At 69.7% G+C, this 15,126-nt stretch carries 13 protein-coding genes; 7 read left to right on the forward strand and 6 right to left on the reverse strand.

Translation table 11 applies throughout. From position 1 onward, the window contains the following. From ABD241_RS18890 to ABD241_RS18905, 4 genes are all read left to right on the forward strand, one after another. The gene (locus tag ABD241_RS18890) at positions 1-918 is read left to right on the forward strand and encodes a type II secretion system F family protein (protein WP_344066429.1); all 918 of its coding nucleotides are present in this window, start codon (positions 1-3) and stop codon (positions 916-918) included. A 101-nt stretch (positions 919-1,019) separates the two neighbouring features. Then, on the forward strand, positions 1,020-2,357 hold the full coding sequence (locus ABD241_RS18895) for a hypothetical protein (RefSeq protein WP_344066431.1): 1,338 nt from the start codon (positions 1,020-1,022) through the stop codon (positions 2,355-2,357). Between the two features lie 107 nt (positions 2,358-2,464). Continuing rightward, on the forward strand, positions 2,465-3,244 hold the full coding sequence (locus ABD241_RS18900; protein WP_344066434.1) for a glycosyltransferase 87 family protein: 780 nt from the start codon (positions 2,465-2,467) through the stop codon (positions 3,242-3,244). 169 nt (positions 3,245-3,413) lie between these two features. Beyond that, a complete protein-coding gene (locus tag ABD241_RS18905; protein WP_344066437.1) occupies positions 3,414-4,892 on the forward strand; it encodes a hypothetical protein in 1,479 nt (492 codons plus the stop codon). 173 nt (positions 4,893-5,065) lie between these two features. Here ABD241_RS18905 and ABD241_RS18910 read toward each other — a convergent pair whose 3' ends face one another. The 6 genes from ABD241_RS18910 to ABD241_RS18935 form a co-directional block, all read right to left on the reverse strand. Then, positions 5,066-6,043 (reverse strand): glycosyltransferase family 87 protein, encoded by a 978-nt coding sequence (locus ABD241_RS18910; protein WP_344066439.1) that lies wholly within the window; start codon positions 6,041-6,043, stop codon positions 5,066-5,068. Between the two features lie 327 nt (positions 6,044-6,370). Next, positions 6,371-7,546 carry an acyltransferase family protein gene (locus tag ABD241_RS18915; RefSeq protein ID WP_344066442.1) on the reverse strand — a complete coding sequence of 392 codons (1,176 nt, stop codon included), beginning with the start codon at positions 7,544-7,546 and terminating at the stop codon, positions 6,371-6,373. Between the two features lie 464 nt (positions 7,547-8,010). Next, positions 8,011-9,834 carry a DEAD/DEAH box helicase gene (locus ABD241_RS18920; RefSeq protein ID WP_344066445.1) on the reverse strand — a complete coding sequence of 608 codons (1,824 nt, stop codon included), beginning with the start codon at positions 9,832-9,834 and terminating at the stop codon, positions 8,011-8,013. A gap of 119 nt (positions 9,835-9,953) precedes the next feature. Next, a complete protein-coding gene (locus ABD241_RS18925; RefSeq protein ID WP_344066448.1) occupies positions 9,954-10,553 on the reverse strand; it encodes a hypothetical protein in 600 nt (199 codons plus the stop codon). An 86-nt stretch (positions 10,554-10,639) separates the two neighbouring features. Beyond that, positions 10,640-11,185: an NADPH-dependent FMN reductase gene (locus tag ABD241_RS18930; protein ID WP_344066451.1), complete on the reverse strand. Its 546-nt coding sequence runs from the start codon at positions 11,183-11,185 to the stop codon at positions 10,640-10,642. Between the two features lie 143 nt (positions 11,186-11,328). Beyond that, complete coding sequence (locus tag ABD241_RS18935) at positions 11,329-12,036, reverse strand: hypothetical protein (RefSeq protein ID WP_344066454.1); 708 nt, start codon at positions 12,034-12,036, stop codon at positions 11,329-11,331. A gap of 217 nt (positions 12,037-12,253) precedes the next feature. On the opposite strand from ABD241_RS18935, the gene ABD241_RS18940 reads away from it, so the two are divergent. From ABD241_RS18940 to ABD241_RS18950, 3 genes are read left to right on the forward strand one after another with little or no spacing between them, the layout of a single operon-like run. Beyond that, positions 12,254-13,684 (forward strand): hypothetical protein, encoded by a 1,431-nt coding sequence (locus ABD241_RS18940; protein WP_344066457.1) that lies wholly within the window; start codon positions 12,254-12,256, stop codon positions 13,682-13,684. Next, positions 13,642-14,421: a sensor histidine kinase gene (locus ABD241_RS18945; protein WP_344066460.1), complete on the forward strand. Its 780-nt coding sequence runs from the start codon at positions 13,642-13,644 to the stop codon at positions 14,419-14,421. Before ABD241_RS18940 ends, ABD241_RS18945 begins: the two co-directional genes overlap by 43 nt. Then, positions 14,411-15,091 carry a response regulator gene (locus tag ABD241_RS18950; protein WP_344066463.1) on the forward strand — a complete coding sequence of 227 codons (681 nt, stop codon included), beginning with the start codon at positions 14,411-14,413 and terminating at the stop codon, positions 15,089-15,091. The genes ABD241_RS18945 and ABD241_RS18950 overlap by 11 nt, the downstream gene beginning before the upstream one ends. Positions 15,092-15,126: the final 35 nt, after the last annotated feature.

The following is a 15,126-nucleotide window of genomic DNA, read 5'->3' on the forward strand; positions in this document are numbered from 1 at the left end:
GTGACCATCAATCTCATCTACGTCGCGGCCGGCATGTTTGCCGTCGCCTTGTTGATCGCTGCCCTCAGTGTGAGCGTCACTGGAGGGGAGCCACGCGGCGTCGCCCGGTCGCTCATGCTCATCGACCAGCAGATCGAGCGGCGTGAGGTCGTCACAAGCGAGCTCGCGGCGAAAGACCGGCTCCTGGTCCCGATCCTCGAGCAGACCAAGGGCCTCGCTCGGGCGCTGTCCCCGGGGGGCGTCGACGACCGCTACACAAAGATGCTCGACCAGGCCGGCAATCCGGGTGGGTGGACCGTGGAGCGCATCCTCGGCGCCAAGGGCGCCGCACTCCTCCTCGGCTTGGTGCTCGGGGCCTTCTACGGCAAGTTCCAGCTGCCGAATGCCCTGCTCTACGCGCTGATCGGCGGCGCCGCCCTGTTCTTCCTGCCCGACCTGCTCATCAAGAACCTCGCGCAGCGGCGTCAGGAGCAGACGAGCAAGAGTCTTGCTGACGCGCTCGACATGCTGAGCGTCTGCGTCGAGGCGGGGCAGGGCTTCGACGCAGCCCTCCTGCAGGTCGCCCGTAACGTCGACGGCCCCATCTCTGGCGAGTTCGCACGCGTGCTCTCGGAGATCCAGATCGGCAAGTCGCGCGGGGAGGCCTTCAGTGCCATGGGTGACCGCGTCACCCTGCCCGAGGTCAAGAACTTCATCACCGCCCTCGTGCAGGCCGACCGACTCGGCCTGCCCATCGCCGGCGTGCTGCGCGAGCAGACCGTCAACATGCGGCTCGTCCGCCGTCAGAAGGCGGAGGAGAAGGCCCAGAAGGTCACCATCAAGATCCTGTTCCCGCTGATGTTCTGCATCCTGCCGGCGCTCTTCATCGTCATCATCGGCCCGGGTGGTATCCGCATGATGTCGGCCTTCGGCGGCTGAGCACAGCTGTGCCCGTCGCCACCGACCCGGCCGTCCGGGCGACGGGACGGGCGCCTGCCATCTCACCAGCGTCGCGGGTCGGCTGGCTGCTACCTCCGTTCGTGCTCGCGATGTACGCGCTCAAGCCGCTCGGTCCTGTCAAGGATCCCGATGCGTACTGGCACGTCGTCGCGGGTGAACACCTTTCGCAGACAGGGCAGTTCGTCCTCGACGACCCCTTCGGGGCTGCCACGGAGAGGGTCTGGATCCTCAACCAGTGGCTCCCCGAGCTCGTCATGCACTGGGTCCACGCGGCATACGGCCTGTCGGGTGTCGCCTTCCTGCTGTGTCTCGGCTCGCTCCTCGTCGGGTTCAGTGTGTATGCGTCCTGCCGGCGCCGCGCCGCGGCGCTCCCGACGGCGTTCCTCCTGGCGCTCGTCTTCATCGCCCTGAGCGGCAGCCTCTCCCCGCGCCCCCAGCTCGTGACCTTCGCCCTGACGGCAGTGACGACAAGCGCCTGGCTGCTCACTCGCCAGGACGGCCGCGCCCGCTGGTGGCTGGTCCCGGTCACGTGGCTCTGGGCCTGCAGCCACGGGATGTGGTTCGTCGGGCCGGTGGTCGGCGGCGTCGTGATCGTCGGCATGTGGCTCGAACGACGCGCGTCGTGGAGGGCCGCCGCTCACTTGATGCTCGTGCCTGCGCTTTCGGCGGCAGCAGCCGCTGTGACCCCTGTCGGGCCGAGGCTCTTCACCTCGCCGTTCCAGGTCGGGGGAGTGACGGCCTACATCAGCGAGTGGCAGCGGCCCGGCCTCACCGACCCGGCCGTGCTGGCCGCGCTCGGGCTGGTCGTCCTCGCGGTCGTAGACCTCTTGCGCCGTCGAGAGGCGGACTGGACGACGATCCTCCTGGCTGTGGCTGCACTGGCCCTGGCACTGACGTGGGCCCGCACGGTGGGGCTGGGCGCGGTCATCGCCGCACCGCTGGCTGCGACAGCACTGCAGAATCTCATGCGGCGGCCGGTGGCACCGGCCCCCCCGCGCGAACGCGTCGCCGTCGGTGTGACGGCCCTGCTGAGTCTTGTCGTCGTCGGCATCGCTGCCCCGGCGGTGGCGGGCACGCCGGCCCTCGGACCCAACGGCCTCGACCGCACTCTTGATGCGCTTCCCAAGGGCACGGTCCTCTGCAACGACCAGGTCGACGGTGGCTGGCTCCTGTTGCAGCATCCTGGGCTGCGGCCGACGATGGACACGCGGGTCGAACTCTACAGCGTCGAGCACATCCATGCCTACCTCGGCTTCGTCGCGGCCGACGCTGGGTGGGAGAGCTACCCACAGCGAACGGGCTGCACGCATGCCGTCCTGCCGACGAGCGCCCCGGTCGTCCCGCGGATGCGCGCCTCGGGGGAGTGGCAGGTCGTGGCGGAGTCCGGAGGCTATGTGCTGCTGAAGGCGGCGCGGTGACGGACGGAAGAAGGGCGGCCGCGAGCCGCCCCGATGGTCGCGTCGATACCAGTCAGGCTGCAGGGCAGTCGCGCTCGGATGCACCCGGCGAGCGCACGATCGCCGACGTGGGCCGCGCGGCGCTCTGGGTCGCCCTGCCGCCGACCCTCTGGATCCTCTTCGGGAGCAGGCTGGCGAGCTTCGGCACCGACTCGGCGCACGCGTACTGGAACGTCTGGAGGAGCGGGCCGTATGCGTTGCCGCCGGGGTCGCCCGACGCGTTCAACTACTCCCCGGCCTTCGCGCAGGCCATCTACCCGCTGACGCTGCTGCCGTGGCCGGTCTTCCTGACCGTCTGGTCGGCCCTGCTCGCGGGGGCCCTCGCCTGGCTCCTCTGGCCGCTGCCGTCCCGGTGGCGGTGGCTCGTGCTCGCCTACGCTGCGCCGCCCGCTCTTCTCATCGGCAACATCGAGGCGTTCCTCGCGGTGGCTGCGGTGATCGGCATGCGGCGACCGTCAGCCTGGGCGTTCCCGCTGCTGACGAAGATCACGCCGGGGCTCGGTCCCATCTGGTTTGCCGTCCGTCGCGAGTGGCGAAGCGCGGCCGTCGCGGTGCTGGGAACGGTGCTCGTGGTGCTGGTCTCGATCGCCATCTCACCAGCGCTGTGGATTCAGTGGTGGGACTTCGTTCTCGGTTCGCCGACACCGCCCACACAGGCCCACTACCCGCCGCTCGCTCTGCGGCTGGTGCTGGCTGTCGGCGTGGTGGTCTGGGGAGCGCTCCGCGGCTGGCGGGGCGCGGTTGCCGTCGCCATGGTCCTGGCGATGCCGCTCTGGTCCAGTGGCGTGCTCGTGCTGTTGGCGGCTCTGCCGAGGCTGCGATCAGGCGGACGACCAGCGCAGGCCTGAGGCCGCTTTGGGACCAATTCAGACGTTTTGTCCAAATGCGAATTGCCTTTGATGGCAGTCTTTTTCACGTTTTCTACAGCGTGACATCGCCGTCCGGCACGCTGTCTGTATGTTGGTCAGGGGGGTGCCTGGGTCGGCAGCTCTGCGTGCCCACCGGGTCACGGGGCCGATGGCTCCGAACGCGATGGGCCGTCGGATCGTGGTCGTCGACATCGCAGCCCTGGCTGTCGCTGCGACCCTGCTCGCATGGCCCTCCTTCGGGTGGCCGCTCACGTCGCTCGACGAGTCGGTGCTCCTCGTCTATGCCGAGCAGGTCAAGGCCGGGTTCGTTCCCCACCGTGACTTCTTCACCGTCTACGGGCCTGCGCCGTTCTACATGTTGGCCGGCCTCTTCAGCATGTTCGGGAGCTCGCTCGAGGTGGAGCGCGCTCTCGGCCTTGCCCTCCACGTCGCCATCGCGATCGGCTGCTACGGCATCGGCCGCTCGCGTGACCGGGCGACCGCCCTGATGGCTGGAGGCACAAGCCTGATCCTGCTTGCCCCGTTGGGCACGGTGCCCTACGCCTGGCTGGGAGCCATGGCATGCATGGTCAACTCGTTGGCGCTCGCGCAGCGCGGCAGCGTTCGGGCGAGCGTGTGGGCCGGCGTGGTGGCGGGCCTGGGTCCCGCCTTCCGTCCGGAGCTGCTCGTCGTTGTCCTGCTCGTGCTGGCGGCTTACCTGTGGAGGTCGTCCACCTGGCGCTGGATGGCGACCGGGCTGGGCATCGGCCTCGTGCCCCTGCTCGGCTTCTGCCTGCAGGCAGGACCGCGAATGTGGTGGAACATCGGTCCCGGACGGGCGGGAGTGAACGGCGCCCTGAGTCTGCTGGACAACCCGGGCCGCTCTCTTGCCATCCTCACCTCCGTGCTGGGGGTCACCGCGACGCTCGTCTGGTTCGCTTGGCAGAGGCGAACGCGTGCCGCCGTGGGTCATGCCCTGCTCGCTGTCGGCATCCTGCCCCAGACACTGCAGCGCCTGGACCCTGAGCATGCCATCTACACGCTCTGTGTCAGTGTGCCGCTGCTCGTGGTCGGTCTCGCGTCCGCGCCCATGTCTGCGGAGTACCTGCGCAGGCGCCGGATGATGCTGATGGCAATGACGGTCGCCTTCATCGGCGCCCTCGCTGCGATGGTGCTGAGGCCGTCGGCGCAGACGGCGCACGTCCAGTTCGGCGACAGGTCAGCGATCGTCGCGAAGTCGGAGGTGCCGGACCTCATGGCGACGAGGTCGCAGCTGCTGGCGAGCGCGCCACCCGAGGGCACGCTCTTCGTGGGCTCCACCGACATGAGCACTGTGTCGTTGTCGCGAATCTTCGTCTACTACCTGACGCCGGAGCTCGCGCCCCGCGCCTACTACCTCGAGCTCGCCGTGGGTGTCTCCGAGCGCGCCGGCTCCGGACTCGCGCAGGACATCGAGAAGGCCGACGTGCTGCTCCTGACCCGGATGCCTGACGGCCTCATGCAGCAGCTCTACCCCCATCTGAACCGCGGCTCCGACGAGGCGAATCGCGCCGTCGCCGCCGACTTCTGCCGCGTCGCCGAGACGCATTGGGGGGTGGTCTACGAGCGAAAGCCCTGCAGCGGTCGGGCCATTACAGAGGCCCGTTGAGGTAAGGAGACGGTGTGTGCCTCATGCGACGAACCCGCTCGACGATGAGAGCACCCGGTTCAGGTGAGTATGGCACTTCTCTGAAGCAGGGCCCGGATGCGTATGTGGTTGCCTCCGTCATCCTCGCCGTGCCCGGCACCTGCGGCATTCCTCGTCGAACGCCCGTCCTGCGCTTACGAGCACTCATCCCCGATCCGGTGCGATCGTCCGCGGGAGCCTCCGAAGGCCTCGGTTCGAGCGCCGCCGGCTGAAGCGCTGCCTGGTGAAGACGCGTCACCTGCTTCCAGCACCCCACCGGTCGAAGCGTCGTCGCCGGCCCGATCACGGAGCGTGACGAGGCGAGGCACGGCGGCCAGTATGGTCAGCGACGGGGCGCCGGCAAAGACCGGCGTGGCTACCAGGAGGGCGAACGGCACCATCCACCTCCGACCAGCCAAAGCGGCGCAGATGACGATTGCCAGTGCCGTGGCTGCGCGAACCAAAAGACTTCCCTGGCTGTCGGTGGCATGTGTCGTTAGGAACTGGAGCCAGCGACTCCAGCCGGCCGGGTCCAGGGCCACGGAGGCGCCCGTCACGAGGACAGCCAGCCCAATCGAGACGGCGAATGATTGCCATTCACGCTTAACGAGAAACCATACTGCGCCCACTGCGAGAACCGGTTTGGTCAAGACCATTGCGGACCAACTCCACGGTCGGGTGAAGCTGGCGACAACGGCGATGCCGAGGAAGCCGAGGACGTTACCGATGACGATCTCAGGAGCGCACCAGAGCACGAGGGGCAACGCAAGCCGCCAGCCCAGTGGCCGCAGTAGCCACAGGAAGGCGCCGGTTTCAGCGCTCATCCACAGCGCCAAGAACACCGGCCACGGCAACCACGTCGCGGGGCGGATGAGCTGCGCGAAGGCGGGCGAGTAGAGGTAGGCGTCATTGTGGTTAGGTGCGATCGTGTACGGCGTGTACCACGGCTGGCCTGTCAACCAGTAGGCATGAGCATCGCCGCCCAAACGATCCCGTGCCAAGTAGTACTCCACTGTCACGTAAAGGAGGTACAAGCCGGCAAGCCACAGCATGACCAGCACCGGCTTACGCAGTGCTAGTTCGCGGAGCGTGCCAGTGGCAGCTCTCGCCCGTTGGCCACCCCTGATGCTCATGCGTTTCATTGTGATCGAAGGGCCGTGTCAGCGAGGGATAACGGGTAGTTAGTAGGAAATCATCGAGCGGTATCCCTTGATTGGTTCGCGTGTGCCTTGGGGGTTTCCAATGGGCGCACTTCCCTGGCTGAAGGGGTTTTTGCGCCCGGCACGCGCACGAGGTCGTAGAGTCACAGCGATGGGCTGGCTGGGCAGTATGGCCACCCGCCTGTACGGGCCTCGTCGACGGGCCTGCCGTCCGTCGTCCCTGCCCGCTCGTCGAGCTGGAGATGTTCTGGCGTCGTCGTGGAGACGGCTACCTCCCCACAGCGCGTCGCCCTGTTCTTCTCAGTACAACCACGGCAGCGCCTGACTCGAGTGCACTGCCGGTGGCGGAGGTACTTTTCGTTGCTCGGCAGGGACCTCTTGTTTTCCGCCGACGTTAAGGTCCGGGTTCAGGCAGAACCGCCGCGTGCCTGCCTTTCGTCCGGCCAGCCTCATCGCTGGTCGCTCTACGAACACCCAGGATGCCCAGGCCGCCGGAACCACGGATGCCAGTGAGATACCGGCAAATGCGATCGGCCCGAGGGCCTTGGCCCAGCCGAGGGTCACCGCGGCCATCTGCAGAGGGGCGGCATAGATGTAGATGCCATAGGAGATGTCGTTACGTGCCCCAAGTCGCAAGGGGACGCGGACTGCGATCCACAGGAGCAGGTAGCCAACGCTCACAGGCCCGACGATGGCATAGGCGACGGCACTGCCCAAGGTAAAGGTGCAAGCAAGGGTCGCCGCGGAGGCTGCGGCAATGTCTTTTCGGAGGGGGAGTCGGTGGCTCTCGAACCGCAGCGCCATGCCGCCCGCGAAGAAGGCGAGGAGCGTCAGCGGCCTCCCCTGCCCCCCGCCTAACTCAGCGCTAAACCACGTGATGAGAACGAATGTCAGGCCACCAAGCAGCATCCATGAGCCGCTGCGTCGCCACTCTTCACGCCAGAGCAGCACGCCAGCCATCAGGTACGCCGCGCCCTCCCAGATCAGCGTCCACAGCGAACTGTTCCAAATGGGCACGGGAGCCGATGCCGCCAGCCCGGAAATGTCCGGCTGGTGAATGGCGAGCGCCGCGTTACGGGTTACGTAGCCCGCGGCGGACCACCAATCGAAGCCAGCGCCTTGTACAGCCGCGACCAGCGGGGCGACGCAGAACGCCGTCACAAGGAGCACTGCCCAGAAGCCTGGCAGAATGCGCAGTGCCCGGCGCAGGAGGAAGGTGGCCAGCGTGACCTTCATGCGGCTGCCCGCGATAAGGAAGCCGGAAAGGACGAAGAACCCGTCGACGGCGACCCCGGATGCGTAGGACAACGGCGGCCAGTTGTAGCCATGAACGAACTGCCACGAGTGAGCCAGCACGACGGTGGCAGCAAGCGCGAGACGGATTGTGTTCAGCGCGTTGTCACGGCTATCGAGCTGCGACCATCCCATGTCCCCCGTCACGATGACCAGCGTGCCGGAAAGGCTGCTGTCCGTCACCCAAATGATCGAACCGCGCACGAGTTGACTGACCTGGCCGACGGTGAACGAGTGGGCGGCTCGCTCCCACAGCCTACGGACATGCGGCCTGCCCTGACTTAGCGATCCGGTCATGAGGCCACGTAGCCCTGGTTCGTCTCGAGCAAATGGGTGGGCGGCTCGCGCCTGCGCACTCCCGGCGGGTGTAGTGGGAGCGGTCATGCCGGCGCACTTGCCTCAGTGCACTGGCCGGAAAAACCGCTGGCTGGAGCGACGTGCATTTTCGTGGGCCACCGGAGCTTACGGTGACGGGTGGTGAGGTCGGCTTGACGCCCTGTCGTTCCTACAGCCTCCACTCCCATTGGCCGCCGGCAGAATCTGCACCCATAAACGAGTCCTGCGTCCGCGCGATCATCAACATGTCGGTGGGTTTGCGGCACTGAGCCGGGCGGCATGTGCCGTATGCCTTATGCCCCGCTCGCGGGTCAGTCGCGGCGCTGCTTGGGTCGGCTGTGCCCACCGCCAGATCGCGGGCCGTCGTCCTTGGTGAGCTCGATCAGCTGACCCGAGATGCGGGTTGAGCGCAGCTTCTCGAAGGTTCCAGGAGGCAACGTCGCCGGCAGCTCGACGATCGAGTGGTCGGCGCGGATGTCGATGTGGCCGAAGTCCTGGCGACCGAGGCCCCCCTCGTTGGCGAGGGCGCCAACGATCTGCCGCGGCTCGACCCTGTGCCGCCGTCCGACCGCGATGCGGTAGCCGACCAGCGGTCCGGACGAAGAGCCGCGCCGGCCACGCCCGTCGCGGTCGCCCCGGGGGCCTCCGTCGCGCCGGTCGCCGCGTCCACGGGAGTCGCGGTCGTCGCGGCGCTCCCGCGGACCGCGGTCGTCGAACGTCCGTGCGGGACGCTCGGCTTCGGGATCGAGCAGCATCGGCTGGTCGCCCTGGAGCACCACCGCCAGCGCCGCCGCGACGTCGGCCTCGGGCACGTTGTGCTCGTTGACGTAGTGGGCGATGACGTCGCGGAAGACGTCGATCTTGTCGCCCGACAGCGCCGCGGTGATGGCGTCGTCGAAGCGGGAGAGCCGGGTGGCGTTGATGTCCTCGACGCTCGGCATCGTCATCGGCACCAGCGACTGGCGGGTGGCCCTCTCGATCGCCTTGAGCAGGTGGCGCTCGCGCGGCGTCACGAAGGAGATCGCGTCACCGCTGCGCCCGGCCCGACCGGTGCGCCCGATGCGGTGGACGTAGGACTCGGTGTCGGTCGGGATGTCGTAGTTGACGACGTGGCTGATCCGCTCGACGTCGAGCCCACGAGCGGCGACGTCGGTCGCGACGAGGATGTCGAGCTTGCCGGACTTCAGCTGGTCGACGGTGCGCTCGCGCTGGTTCTGGGCGATGTCGCCGTTGATCGCCATCGCCGAGAAGCCCCGCGCCCGAAGCTTCTCCGCCAGCGTCTCGGTCTCGTTCTTGGTCCGGACGAAGACGATCATGCCCTCGAAGTTCTCGACCTCGAGGATGCGAGTCAGGGCGTCGACCTTCTGCGGATAGCTCACCGTGAGGTAGCGCTGCGTGATGTTCGGCGCCGTCGACGTCTTGGACTTGACGGTGATCTCGACGGGGTCGTGGAGGTACTTCTTCGAGATGCGCCGGATCTGCGAGGGCATCGTCGCCGAGAAGAGAGCCACGTGCTTGTCGTCCGGGGTGTCGGCCAGGATCGTCTCGACGTCCTCGGCGAAGCCCATCTTGAGCATCTCGTCGGCCTCGTCGAGCACGAGGAAGCGCAGCTCGCTCAGGTCGAGCGTGCCCTTCTCGAGGTGGTCCATGATGCGCCCGGGGGTGCCGACGACGATGTGGACGCCGCGGCGCAGGGCGCTCAGCTGCACGCCGTAGGCCTGCCCGCCGTAGACGGGCAGCACGTGCACGCCGCGGAGGTGGGCGGCATACCGCTCGAACGCCTCGCACACCTGCAGGGCCAGCTCACGCGTCGGGGCGAGGACGAGCGCCTGCGGCTTCTTCTGCTTGAGGTCCAGCCGGCTGAGGATCGGCAGCGCGAAGGCCGCGGTCTTGCCCGTGCCGGTCTGGGCGAGCCCCACGACGTGCCGGCCCTCGAGGAGCGCCGGGATGGTCGCGGCCTGGATCGGCGACGGGTGCTCGTAGCCGACGTCGCGCAGCGCCTTGAGCACCTTCTCGTCGAGCCCGAGGTCCGCGAAGCTCGTCTCCGCCTCGCCAGCCCCGGACTCGCTCGTCGTGGGGGGGTCGGCGGTCTCGGGCGTCTCGGCGGTCTGCAGGTCGGTGCTGGGCTCACTCACCCCTTGACGGTAGTGCGTCGGCAGGGGTCGGCGACACTCGTCGGCTGACGCCGAGCAGTGCGGACGCAGCCCCGGGGCAGTGCCGGGGCCAGCGGGCGCAGGTGCGAAGGCAGCAGCCGTCAGTGAGAGATCGAGTCGGCGATCTCCTCCATCTCGAAGGCAACGTCGTCGACCGGCATCCGTCGGGGGTCGCAGGAGGAGACGGCGTCACTCCTGCCGGCGAGGGTCCACGCGTACGCCATCGACGTGCCGTCGTGGTCGGCCGCGCAGTCGGCCTTGCCGGTGGCCGGATGCTGCGCCTTGCGGGCGTGGTCGACGCGTCCCTGGGTGACCATGACGTTGTACATGAGGTCCACGACCTGCTTGCGAGTCAGGGTGCCGGTCGTCCGCTTGCCCTGGACGACTTGGACCCAGGTGCCGTCGGCGACGACCGTCAACATGCTCCCGCACGCGCCTCCTGCGCACATGCCGCCCCAGGTCCGCCGCTCGACCTTGAAGTCGGCCGGCACCCGGGCCGTCGGCGGGTTGGCTGGGCCGGTGCCAGGGTCGATCGCGACGACACCGAATCCCGTGGTGGCGTGCGACGAACCGGGCTCCAGCGCGGACACCCGCCCGCAGCCGGCGAGCAGGGCGACCGCCGCGCACACGGCATACGTCCTCGGTGACCTCAGCGTCTGCAGTGCCCGCGCCCGCGCGGATCGTCGCGAAGCGTTCGCCATCGTGCCCCCTGCTGCTCATCGGCGTCCTGCGCCGATGGTGGCAGCCAGGGGGCCCGAAGCGTGCGGTTTCGCGCAGAAAGCCCCGGTCAGGCGGTGGCGCTGACCGGCTCGTCGACCCTCGCGGCGAGCGCGTCGAGCAGGGCAGCGAGCTCGCTCCGCCGCTCCTCGGTGACCTCGAGCTCACCGGAGGGGGTGAGGTCCTGCGTGAAGACGAGGCCGGTCGATCCGACGAAGTCGGCCTTGACGTGGTTGAGCACCTTCGTCAGGTCGGCCGTCGCGTCGGTCCCCCCGCTCCAGCCGTAGCCGACGAGCGCGATGGGCTTGGCGTCCCACTCGGCGAAGAGGTAGTCGATCGCGTTCTTGATGGGGGCGGGGAAGCTCCGGTTGTACTGCGGCGTCACGACGACGATCGCGTCGGACTCGAAGACCTTCGAGGCCCAGTCCTTGGTGTGCGGCTTCGCGTAGTTGCCGTTGCGCGGCATGTCCTCCTCGTCGAAGAACGGCAGCGACGACAGGTCGAGCAGCTCGACCTCCCACTCGTCGGCGGGTGCCTGGGCGGCGACCCACTCGGCGACCTTCGGGCCGATGCGGCCGGGGCGGGTGCTGGAGACGACGATTCGAAGTTGCTTCACAATTCAACTAACTATCACGGTCTCAGAGGCATTCCCAAACCGAGCGTATGCCGTGTGCTCGGCGATGCGAAATGCGCGCGGACGGCGACCCCCGGGTCTCCGGGGGCCGCCGCCGCGTCATGGTTGTCGGCTCGGTTGCCTGTTCAGTGCTGCGCCCCGGTCAGCTCGGGCCGACGGGTGAGGAGGATGCCGAGCGTCATGTAGCCGAGGAGCAGGTGCGTCCCGCCGACCCAGTTCGCGACCGGGTCGCCGAAGAGGAGGAACGTCGGGACGGTGACGACCGCCCAGGTCTCCGCCAGGAGCGGCCAGACCCGCAGCCCGCCCCGCCAGCGGCCGGCGACGGCGACCTTGATGCCGATGACGAACATCCCGAGCATCGACAGCGGCCAGAAGGCGTCGAGGGCCATGACGAGCCCCGACTGGCGGAACTCCTCCGAGCCCAGGCCGTGCAGCAGCGACCACGTCGAGGCGAGCCCGAGCAGGACATACTCGACCCGGATCATGACCCGCGCGGCCCGGCTCGTGCCGGTGGCGCCGGTGCGGAGCATGACCGTCAGGAGGGCGAAGACGCCGAGCTGGAAGAGGAAGCCGGTCACGTCGCCGATGCGGCCGCCCAGCCCCGTGGCGTTCGACCCATAGACGAAGATCGAGGCCGACCAGAGCGCCGCACCGGTGGTGAGCACGAGCCCGAGTCGCCGGACGGTGGTGCGCGAGATGGTCGGGGCGACGGCCGCCGGGCTCGTCGAGCGGACGCCCGTGGCTGCGGTGGCGGGGGTGGCGGCGGTGGCGGCGGTGGCGGCGGTCGCGTCGGTGCGGACCCGAGCCGGCGTCGTAGTGGTGGGGTCGTTCATGTGGGTCTCCTTGGTGAGTGGGGCCGCCGGCGAAGCTGGAGCCGGTCGGGGTCCGGGTCGGCGGGCCAGGTGGCCTCGCCGTCGGCACCAATCTGCGGGCGCGGCGTCCCGGGTCGGCAGGGCCAGGCGTCCGGTTCCGGGTCCCGTTCGTCGTCCCGGATGAGTCGGGACCCGCGTCCTCGGGACAACGGGACTCCGTCCCTGCCAACATGCGAACGTGCCAGCGAAACCACCACCGAACGCGTCCGCGCGCGCCTCGACGAACGCCGTGCCGGTCGTCGTCGTGGTGCTGGCGCTCGTCCTCGGCGCCCTTGCCGCGGCGACGGTCTGGCTCGACGTCGCCAACTCCGCCACCGCCATCCCGCCCGGCACCGGCCTCGAGGCCGGTTGGGTCGGCGCGCTCGCGGGCCTCGCGCAGCTGGTGCCCGGCCTGCTGCTCCTGTGGCGCCTGCCGCGGCACCCGATCGCGTGGGTGCTCGTCGGCTCGGGCGCCGCGTGGGTGGTCGACTCGTTCTGCGCGAGCTGGACGGCCTATGCGGTCTACACCCGTCCCGGTCTGCCGGGCGCCTCGGCGACCTTCTACGTCTACCAGCGGCTCGGCGCGGCCCTGCTGCTCGGTCTCCCGGTCCTGCTGCTCCTCTTCCCCGACGGGCGGCTCCCGCGGGCCCGGGGCTGGCGGCGCGCGTCGGTGGCGTCCATCGCCCTGACGGCGCTGCTGCCCGTCGTGCTCGCGTTCGTGCCGTCGCACGTCGCGGAGGAGGTGACCGACAGCGCCCTGCCCGCGCCGCTGGCCGCGCTCGACATCGACCCGTTCTCCGTCCCGTTGCCGGATGCCGTGTGGCGCGTGCTGCTGTCGGTGGCCTTCGTCGGCGCCTGGGTGTCCATGCTCGTGCCGGTCGCCGTGGTAGTGCGGCGCTACCGCCGGTCGGTGGGGGAGCGCCGCGCCCAGCTGCGCTGGCTGGTCTGGGCGGCGGGGGTCGACCTCGTGCTCCTCGTCGCGGGGTGGCTCTCCGACGACCCGGTCTCGGGCATCCTGCTGGCCGCGAGCGTCGGCGTGACCTCGGCGGCGGTGGTCGTCGCCGTCACCCGCCACCGGCTCTACGACATCGACCGGTTGCTGCCGGCCACCTTCGTCTACGCCGTCCTCGCCCTGCTCGTCGTCGCGGTCGACGCCCTCGTCTTCGCCGCCGCGGGCGCCGTTCTCGGGCAACGGGACTCAGCACTCGTGGCCATCGGCATCGTGGCCGCCGTCTACGGCCCGCTGCGCGACCGCGTGTCGACGCTCGTGCGACGCCTCTTCCGCGGCAGCCGCGACGACCCGTATGCCGTCGTGTCGGCCCTCGCCGAACGGCTCGAGGTCTCGAGCGACCCCTCCGACCAGCTGCTCGCCGTGGCGCGGTCGGTTGCGGAGGCGTTCCGCTCGCCCTTCGTGCGCGTGGAGATCGAGCAGGCGTCGGGCGAGACGCTGCACGTCGAGCACGGCACACCGAGCCGGTCGCCGCTCGTGCTGCCCGTCGTCTACCGCGGCGAGGATATCGGGCGGCTGCTGCTCGAGCCGGCCGGCGCTCCAGCCTGTCCGACCGCGACCAGCGCCTGCTCGGCGACGTGGTGCGCCAGGCCGCGGCCGCCGCCCGGGCCAGCGAGCTGAGCCGCGACCTGCAGCGCTCCCGCGAGGCCATCGTCCTCGCCCGGGAGGAGGAGCGGCGCCGGCTGCGTCGCGACCTGCACGACAGCCTCGGGCCGAGCCTCGGCGCCATCACCCTGCGCATCGAGACCGCCCGCAACCTCATGGTCGCCCACCCGGACCGCGCCGACGAGCTGCTCGAGGCCACGACCGCCGACGTGGCGGCAGCGCTCGCCGACGTCCGTCGCCTGGCCCACGACCTGCGCCCGCCCGCACTCGACGAGCTCGGCCTCGTGGCCGCGGTGCAGGAGCAGGCGCGTCGTCTCTCGAACGCGGCGCTCTCGGTGGAGGTCGAGGCCGACGACCTCGGGGAGCTCCCGGCCGGCGTCGAGGTGGCGGCGTACCGCATCGTGTCCGAGGCCCTGGCCAACGTCGTCCGGCACGCCTCGGCCTCCCGCGCCGTCGTGACCCTGGCTTGTGAGACGGGCGCCGGGGGCAGCGGGGTGCTACGCGTCGAGGTGGAGGACGACGGGCGCGGCATCGCGCCCGACGCCACCGCGGGCGTCGGGATGCTGTCGCTGCGCGAGCGCGTCGGAGAGCTCGGCGGCACGTGCGAGGTCACGTGCCCGCCGGGCGCCGGCACCCGCATACGCGCACTGCTGCCGGTCGCACCTGGTGGGGGCGAGCAACACTCAGCGACAGAGGAATTCACTACGGAGCTCACCACGGAGCTCGTCGGGACGGAGGGGCATGGTGGCTGACCAGGCGCAGGCAAAGGTGTGCGAGGACGAGGAGATCCGCGTCGTCCTCGCCGACGACCACCCCATCTACCGCGACGGGCTCGCCGCCCTGCTCGGCTCGGTGGACGGCATCCGCGTCGTCGGCACCGCCTCGACGGGGGCCGAGGCCGTGGCCGCCGCAGCGGAGCACGAGCCCGACGTCGTCGTCATGGACGTGTCGATGCCCGTCATGAACGGCATCGACGCCACGCGCGCCGTCACGACCGCGCACCCGCACGTCGGGGTCGTCGTCGTGACCATGAGCGAGGACGACGCCACCGTCTTCGCCGCGATGCAGGCCGGGGCGCGCGGCTACCTGCTCAAGGGCGCCAACCAGGCCGAGATCGTCCGCGCCATCACGGCGGTGTCGCGGGGCGAGGCGATCTTCGGGCCCGCTCTCGCCCGTCGGATCGCCGACTTCTTCAGTGCCACCGCGCCGGTGGCCGAGACCGCCTTCCCACAGCTGACCTCACGCGAGCGGGAGATCCTCGACCTCGTCGCCGCCGGGCGCTCCAACGCCCAGATCGCCGCGGCGCTCTACCTCTCGCCCAAGACGGTCCGCAACAACGTCTCCAACGTCTTCGCCAAGCTGCACGTCGCCGACCGCGCTGAAGCCATCGTCCGCGCCCGCGACGCCGGCCTCGGTCGCTGACGGGAGCGGACGAGCCGCCCGACCCCCTTGGCGGA

Source organism: Terrabacter lapilli (assembly GCF_039531305.1).
Classification (GTDB): Bacteria; Actinomycetota; Actinomycetes; order Actinomycetales; family Dermatophilaceae; genus Terrabacter; species Terrabacter lapilli.